Origin of the sequence: Mycolicibacterium vinylchloridicum (assembly GCF_013404075.1) — a bacterium.
Lineage (GTDB): Bacteria > Actinomycetota > Actinomycetes > Mycobacteriales > Mycobacteriaceae > Mycobacterium > Mycobacterium vinylchloridicum.
On sequence record NZ_JACBJQ010000064.1, the window covers coordinates 20,431 to 27,364 of the forward strand.

At 67.8% G+C, this 6,934-nt stretch carries 5 protein-coding genes and 1 tRNA gene; 1 reads left to right on the forward strand and 5 read right to left on the reverse strand.

The genetic code is table 11. The annotated features are described in order from the left end of the window. Positions 1 to 75: 75 nt before the first annotated feature. The 5 genes from thrB to argS are packed head-to-tail and all read right to left on the reverse strand — an operon-like array spanning position 76 to position 6,500. The gene (thrB, locus tag HPC46_RS29785) at positions 76 to 1,020 is read right to left on the reverse strand and encodes a homoserine kinase (protein ID WP_179475722.1); all 945 of its coding nucleotides are present in this window, start codon (positions 1,018 to 1,020) and stop codon (positions 76 to 78) included. A 14-nt stretch (positions 1,021 to 1,034) separates the two neighbouring features. Continuing rightward, positions 1,035 to 2,120 carry a threonine synthase gene (gene thrC / locus HPC46_RS29790; protein WP_179475723.1) on the reverse strand — a complete coding sequence of 362 codons (1,086 nt, stop codon included), beginning with the start codon at positions 2,118 to 2,120 and terminating at the stop codon, positions 1,035 to 1,037. Next, positions 2,117 to 3,427 (reverse strand): homoserine dehydrogenase, encoded by a 1,311-nt coding sequence (locus HPC46_RS29795; RefSeq protein ID WP_179475724.1) that lies wholly within the window; start codon positions 3,425 to 3,427, stop codon positions 2,117 to 2,119. The genes thrC and HPC46_RS29795 overlap by 4 nt, the downstream gene beginning before the upstream one ends. A 5-nt stretch (positions 3,428 to 3,432) precedes the next feature. Continuing rightward, positions 3,433 to 4,851: a diaminopimelate decarboxylase gene (lysA, locus tag HPC46_RS29800; RefSeq protein ID WP_179475725.1), complete on the reverse strand. Its 1,419-nt coding sequence runs from the start codon at positions 4,849 to 4,851 to the stop codon at positions 3,433 to 3,435. Next, positions 4,848 to 6,500 carry an arginine--tRNA ligase gene (argS, locus tag HPC46_RS29805; RefSeq protein ID WP_179475726.1) on the reverse strand — a complete coding sequence of 551 codons (1,653 nt, stop codon included), beginning with the start codon at positions 6,498 to 6,500 and terminating at the stop codon, positions 4,848 to 4,850. The genes lysA and argS overlap by 4 nt, the downstream gene beginning before the upstream one ends. Before the next feature lie 231 nt (positions 6,501 to 6,731). Here argS and HPC46_RS29810 point away from each other — a divergent pair. Then, positions 6,732 to 6,804: transfer RNA gene (locus HPC46_RS29810), tRNA-Arg, on the forward strand. Positions 6,805 to 6,934 lie beyond the last annotated feature (130 nt).

Genomic DNA, 6,934 nt, shown 5'->3' on the forward strand with positions numbered 1-6,934 from the left:
GATTGCCTGGACGGGACCGAGAATAGCCCCCTTGACTGCCGGAAAGCAAGAAATCGCCACCGGCGTGTACGCAACTCAGCCGTGAACCGCGATACCGGAGCTCCAGCGAACTGCCTCGCCGACGCCCATTTCGCTGACAGTGAATCCTTTCGCGGTGCCGAATTCGACGGCCTCCGCGGGGAGTTCTGCACTCGTGCTGAACGCCAGAACCGCTGGACCTGCGCCGGATAGCACCGCTGGAACTCCACAACGCCGCAACACCTGCAGGTATTCCGCCGAAGCGGGCATGGCCGGCCCACGCTGCGGTTGATGCAACACGTCGTCGGTGGCCGCCATCAGCAAGTCGGGCCGCTCAGTGAGCGCGACAACCAGCAACGCCGCCCGGCTCAGATTGAACCGGGCCGCTTCATGGGTGACGTACTCGGGCAGCAGCACCCGGGTCTCCGCCGTCGAGGACCGCACTTGCGGAATTCCCGGGAAGAGTCGAATGTCGGGGTGCAGCCGCAACCCGGCCGCCGCATATGTCGGCGGTGAGGTCTGCGCGTCGACCCATGACACCACGGCCCCGCCAAGCACCGAGGCCGACGCGTTGTCGGGGTGACCTTCGAATTCCGATGCCAGCTGGATCAGTTGCACATCGGTCAGCGGATCCCGATCTGCTTGTGCCAGAAGACCATTCGCTGCGGCAAGGCCGCCGACGACGGCCGCGGCCGACGAGCCGAGGCCCCTCGAGTGCGGGATCGCGTTGTAGCAGCGCACCACGAGCCCGGGCGCATCCGCGCCGCCTGCCGCAAGCCCGCGGTGCAGTGCCCGGACCACCAGATGCTCGGGGCCCAGCGGAACCTGTCCGGCACCCTCCCCCTCGACCTCGATGCTGAGTCCGGCATCGGTGGTCTCGACGAGAACCTTGTCATAGAGCGCCAGCGCCAGGCCCAGGCTGTCGAAGCCGGGGCCGAGATTGGCGCTGGAGGCCGCGACGGTGGCGCTTGCGCTGAGCCCGGCGGGCAGGTTGAAGGTCACTCCAGGTCCGCTTCTCAGACCAGGCCCAGTGCGGCGACGACGGCACCGGGATCGACCGGCACGGCGTTGACCGCCGGCATGTCCCGCAGAGCGGTATCGGGATCCTTCAGGCCGTTGCCGGTCACGGTGCACACCACCGTGGAACCGGGCTTGATCCAGCCGTCCTCGACGGACTTGAGCAACCCCGCGATGCTGGCGGCCGACGCCGGCTCGACGAACACACCCTCTGCCTCGGCAACCAGGTGATACGCGGCCAGGATCTCCTCGTCGGTGGCGGCCAGGAAGCGACCACCGGAATCCTGCTGCGCGGCGACCGCACCGTCCCACGACGCCGGCGAGCCGATGCGGATCGCGGTGGCGATGGTCTCGGGGTTACTCACGGGCTTGCCCGACACCAGCGGCGCCGCACCGGCGGCCTGGGTACCCAGCATCCGGGGCAGCTTCTCCGTCAGCCCGTCACGGTGGTACTCGACGTACCCCATCCAGTAGGCGGTGATGTTGCCCGCGTTGCCGACCGGCAACGAATGCACGTCGGGAGCCGTCCCCAAGGCATCGACGATCTCGAAGGCCGCGGTCTTCTGCCCCTGAATGCGCACCGGGTTGACGCTGTTGACCAGCGCGATGGTCGGGTAGTCGGCGGTGAGCTTGCGCGCCAATTCCAGGCAGTCGTCGAAATTGCCATCGATCTGAATGATCTTGGCGCCGTGCATGACTGCCTGCGCCAGCTTGCCCATCGCGATCTTGCCCTGCGGGATCAGCACCGCGCAGGTGATGCCGGCCCTGGCCGCGTAGGCCGCCGCCGAGGCCGAGGTGTTTCCGGTCGAGGCGCACAGCACCGCCTGCTGACCGCGAGCGACCGCGTCGGTGACCGCCATGGTCATGCCACGGTCCTTGAACGAACCCGTGGGATTGAGGCCTTCGACCTTCAGATGGATTGTGCAGCCGGTCTTTTCAGACAGACGCTTGGCGCTGATCAGAGGGGTGCCACCCTCGAGCAGGGTGATCGGCGTCCAGTCGGGTGCCACTGGCAGCCGATCGCGATAGGCCCCGATCAACCCGGGCCACGGGGTGTGCACGGCAGTCGCCTTCGTGGTGCTCATTCGCTGGTTCCCTCCAGACGCAACACGCTGTTGACTTCCTGCACGGCATCGTGATCAGCCAGCGCGGCAACGGTTTCGGACAATGCGGCGTCGGTTGCCCGGTGGGTAACCACCACAATTCGGGCACCCTCGTCGGCCATGCTCTCCTGGCGCACTTCGGCGATGCTGACCCCGCGGTTGGCGAATTCGGCTGCCACCGAGGACAACACACCGGGACGGTCGGTGACCGTCATGCTGACGTAGTAGCGAGTGGGGATCATCCCCATCGGGGCGATCGGCAACTGAGCGTACTTGGACTCACGCGGGCCACGGCCGCCCTGCACGCGGTTGCGCGCGGCCATCACCAGGTCGCCCATCACCGCGGACGCCGTCGGCGCGCCACCGGCGCCCTGGCCGTAGAACATCAGCCGGCCGGCCGCCTCCGCCTCGACGACCACGGCGTTGAACGCACCGTTGACGGTGGCCAGCGGATGGCTCAGCGGAACCAGCGCCGGGTAGACCCGGGCCGAAACCCGCTGCTGGCCATCGCTTCCCGTCACCCGCTCGCAGATCGACAGCAGCTTGATGGTGCACCCCAGGCCCTTGGCCGACTCGAAGTCATCAGGGGTGATCTTGGAGATGCCCTCGCGGTAGACGTCGTCGGCGGTGACCCGGGTGTGGAAGGCGATGGACGCCAGGATCGCCGCCTTGGCCGCGGCGTCATAGCCCTCGACGTCGGCGGTGGGATCAGCCTCGGCATAGCCCAGCGCGCTCGCGTCGGCCAGCGCGGAGCTGTAATCGGCTCCGGTGGAGGACATCTCGGAGAGGATGTAGTTGGTGGTGCCGTTGACGATGCCGGCCACTCGCAGCACCGTGTCACCGGCCAGCGACTGTGTGAGCGGCCGGATCACCGGAATGGCACCCGCGACGGCGGCCTCGAAATACAGGTCGACATGGGCACGTTCGGCCGCTTGCGCGAGCTCGCCGGTGGACTGGGCCAGCAGCGCCTTGTTGGCGGTCACCACCGACTTTCCGCCCTCTAGCGCGGTCAAGATCGCCTTGCGGGCAGGCTCCACCGGACCCATCACCTCGACGACGAGGTCGACGTCCGCGCGCGAGACCAGTTCCTCGACGTTGTCGGTGAGCATCTCCACCGGCAGCCCGCGATCGTCGGCGACCTTGCGCACCGCGACACCGCGCAGTTCGAGCGGTGCGCCGATGCGCGCGGCCAGGTCGGGCGCGCTCTCCTGGATGATCCGGACGACCTCGCTGCCCACGTTGCCCAGACCCAATACCGCGACGCCGATGGCCTTCTCGGGTGTACTCATGGCTGTTACCTCACTTCCAGACTCAGCAGGTCGTCGACGGTCTCCCGGCGCAGGATCAGGCGGGCCCGCCCGTCGCGCACGGCCACTACGGCGGGACGACCGATCAGGTTGTACCGACTCGACATCGAATAGCAATAGGCGCCGGTGGCGGCCACCGCCAGCAGGTCTCCCGGCATCACGTCCTCGGGCACCCAGGTGTCGCGGACGATGATATCGCCGCTCTCGCAATGCTTCCCGACGATGCGCGCCAACACCGGCGCCGCCTCGCTGGTGCGCGACACCAGACGGATGTCGTATTCGGAGCCGTAGAGCGCCGGGCGGATGTTGTCACTCATCCCGCCGTCGACGCTGACGTAGCGCCGCGACCGGTCGGCGCCGACGACCACATCCTTGACGGTGCCGACCTCGTACAGCGTCACAGTCCCCGGCCCGGCGATGGCCCGCCCCGGCTCGACGACGAGGCGCGGCGCTGGCAGGCCCGCGGCGGCGGACTCACTGCGCACGATTTCATCGAGCTTGGCCGCGAGAACGTCGAGCGGGGGCGGATCGTCGTGCGGCAGGTACGAGATGCCCAGTCCCCCACCAAGATCGACGACGGCGATCTGCGCGGTCTTGTCCACCCCGAACTCGGCGACGACGTCGCGCAGGAGCCCGATGACCCGGTGGGCGGCCAACTCGAAGCCCGCCACGTCGAAGATCTGCGAACCGATGTGGCTGTGCAGGCCGACCAGGCGCAAGTGATCGGTGGCGAACACCCGGCGCACCCCGACCATGGCGGCACCGCTGGCCAGCGACAGGCCGAACTTCTGATCTTCGTGTGCGGTCGCGATGAATTCGTGGGTGTGCGCCTCGACGCCGACGGTGACCCGAAGCAGCACGTCCTGCACCACGCCGGCCTCGCCGGCGATGGTGTCGAGGCGCTCGATCTCGGTCACCGAGTCGAGCACGATGTGGCCGACACCGGCCTTGACCGCGGTGGTCAGCTCGTCGACCGATTTGTTGTTGCCGTGGAAGGCGATTCGCTCGGCTGGGAATCCGGCGTGCAGCGCGACCGCGAGCTCACCGCCGCTTGCGACGTCCAGCGATAGCCCCTCTTGGTCTACCCAGCGGGCGATCTCGCTGCACAGGAATGCTTTCCCCGCGTAGTGGACATTGTGGCCGCCACCGAACGCGGCGGCGATCTCGCGACAACGGCTGCGGAAGTCGTCTTCGTCGATGACGAACAGCGGGGTGCCGTACTCCGCAGCCAGGTCGGACACCGTCACACCGGCGATCGACACCTCACCGTCGGCGCCACGAACGAGGTTGCGGGGCCACACATTCGGCGCGAGGGTCACGACCTCGGCGGCGGTCTGTGGGCGTGCCGGCGCGCCGCCGTGGTGGATTTCCTCAGCGTGGCGCGGGCCGGCGGGATGAGCGTTCACATCCGCTCCGGCGCGGAAACCCCAAGGATGGCAAGGCCGTTGGCGATCACCTGGCGGGTGGCCGCACAGAGCGCCAGCCGCGCCTTATGAAGGCTCTGCGGTGCTTCATCGCCCATCGGCAGGACGCGGCACGAGTCATAGAACCGGTGGTAATCACCGGCCAGGTCTTCCAGGTAACGGCACACCCGATGCGGCTCACGAAGTGACGCACCAGCGTTGAGCACCCGGGCGAACTCGCCGAGGTTGCGGATCAGCGCGCCTTCTTTTTCGTGAGTGAGCAGTTCGAGGTGCGCGGTGTCGGGACCCAGACCGAGATCGGCGGCATTGCGGGCCAGCGCCGAAAGCCGGGCGTGTGCGTATTGCACGTAATAGACCGGGTTTTCGTTGGACGCCGATGACCACAATTGGAGATCGATGTCGATCGGGGTGTCCACCGAGGAGCGGGTCAGCGAATAGCGGGCCGCGTCCACGCCGATGGCCTCGACCAAGTCGTCGAGTGTGATCACCGTTCCGGCCCGCTTGCTCATCCGGATCGGCTGGCCGTCGCGCACAAGGTTGACCATCTGGCCGATCAGCACCTCGACGGTGTCTGGGTCGTCGCCGAGGGCGGCGGCGGCCGCCTTGAGCCGGGCGATGTAGCCGTGATGGTCGGCGCCGAGCATGTAGATGCACAGATCGAAGCCGCGCTGCCGCTTGTCGAGGTAGTAGGCCAGGTCCCCGGCGATGTAGGCGGGCTGCCCGTCACTCTTGATGACGACACGGTCCTTGTCGTCGCCGAATTCCGTTGTGCGCAACCAGGTTGCGCCGTCCTTCTCGTAGATGTTGCCGGTTTCGCGCAGCTTGCCGATGGCCTGCTCGACCCGCCCGCTGGTGTGCATCGAGTCTTCGTGGGTGTAGACGTCGAAGTCGGTGCCGAACTCGTGCAGCGACTTCTTGATGTGGTCGAACATCAGGTCGACGCCTATTGCGCGGAAGGTCTCCTTCTGCGCGTCACCGGTCAGGCTCAGCGCATCGGGCGCCTTGGCCAGCACCTGGTCGGCGATGTCCTTGATGTAGTCGCCGGCGTAGCCGTCCTCGGGAGCCGGCTCGCCCTTGGCCGCCGCGATCAGAGAATTGGTGAACCGGTCGATCTGGGCGCCATGGTCATTGAAGTAGTACTCCCTGGTGACCGCCGCTCCCTGGGTGGTCAGCAGCCGGCCCAACGCGTCGCCGACCGCAGCCCAACGGGTGCCGCCGATGTGGATGGGACCGGTCGGGTTGGCCGAGACGAACTCCAGGTTGACGCGTGCGCCGTCGAGCAGGTGTGAGTTCCCGTACGCCGTACCGGCGGCGAGGATGTTCTGCACGATCACGCCCTGGGCCGCGGCCTCGATGCGCAGGTTCACGAAGCCGGGGCCTGCGACGTCGGCAGCGGCGATACCGTCGGCAGCGGCCAGTGCGGTGGCCAGCCAGCCGGCCAGCTCGCGGGGGTTGGCGCCGACCTTCTTGCCCAGCTGCAGAGCCAGGTTGGTTGCGTAGTCGCCATGCTCAGGGTTGCGCGGACGCTCGACGGTCACCGTCGCGGGCAGAGCGGCGGGATCCAGGTCGTGCTCGGCGAGCACCGCGGCGGCGGTGTTCTTGAGCAGCTCGGCGAGGTCGGCGGGTGTCACGAGGGTCCATCCTATGGTCTGGCGTGGTCAGGCCCCGAATCCGCATCCCGGGGGTTCCGGCGGGCAGGAGCGCAGCGACCCGGGGACCGATCCGGCGGGCAGGAGCGCAGCGACCCGGGGACCGATCCGGCGGGCAGGAGCGCAGCGACCCGAGGACCGACCGGGCGGCGGGCAGGAGCAGCCACTGCGATGCGTTAGGCTGTCGTAGCCCAACGGCGCATCGATGCGTGCGCCCCCGTAGCTCAGGGGATAGAGCGTCTGCCTCCGGAGCAGAAGGCCGCAGGTTCGAATCCTGCCGGGGGCACCGTGTGATGTCTCAGGACATCGGAATAGCTGTGAACCTGCATTAGGTTCACAGCTTTTTCCGTTTGGGGCCTTTGGGCGCTCCGGTGGGTTGGTAGTCCCTGGTGGGGTCGAGGGTGAAGTCGCGTAGG

Bases quoted from the DNA above. Each gene is read 5' to 3' on its own strand.
- thrC (WP_179475723.1), bottom strand. From the start codon at position 2,120: ATGAGCACCACGAAGGCGACTGCCGTGCACACCCCGTGGCCCGGGTTG.
- HPC46_RS29795 (WP_179475724.1), bottom strand. From the start codon at position 3,427: ATGAGTACACCCGAGAAGGCCATCGGCGTCGCGGTATTGGGTCTGGGC.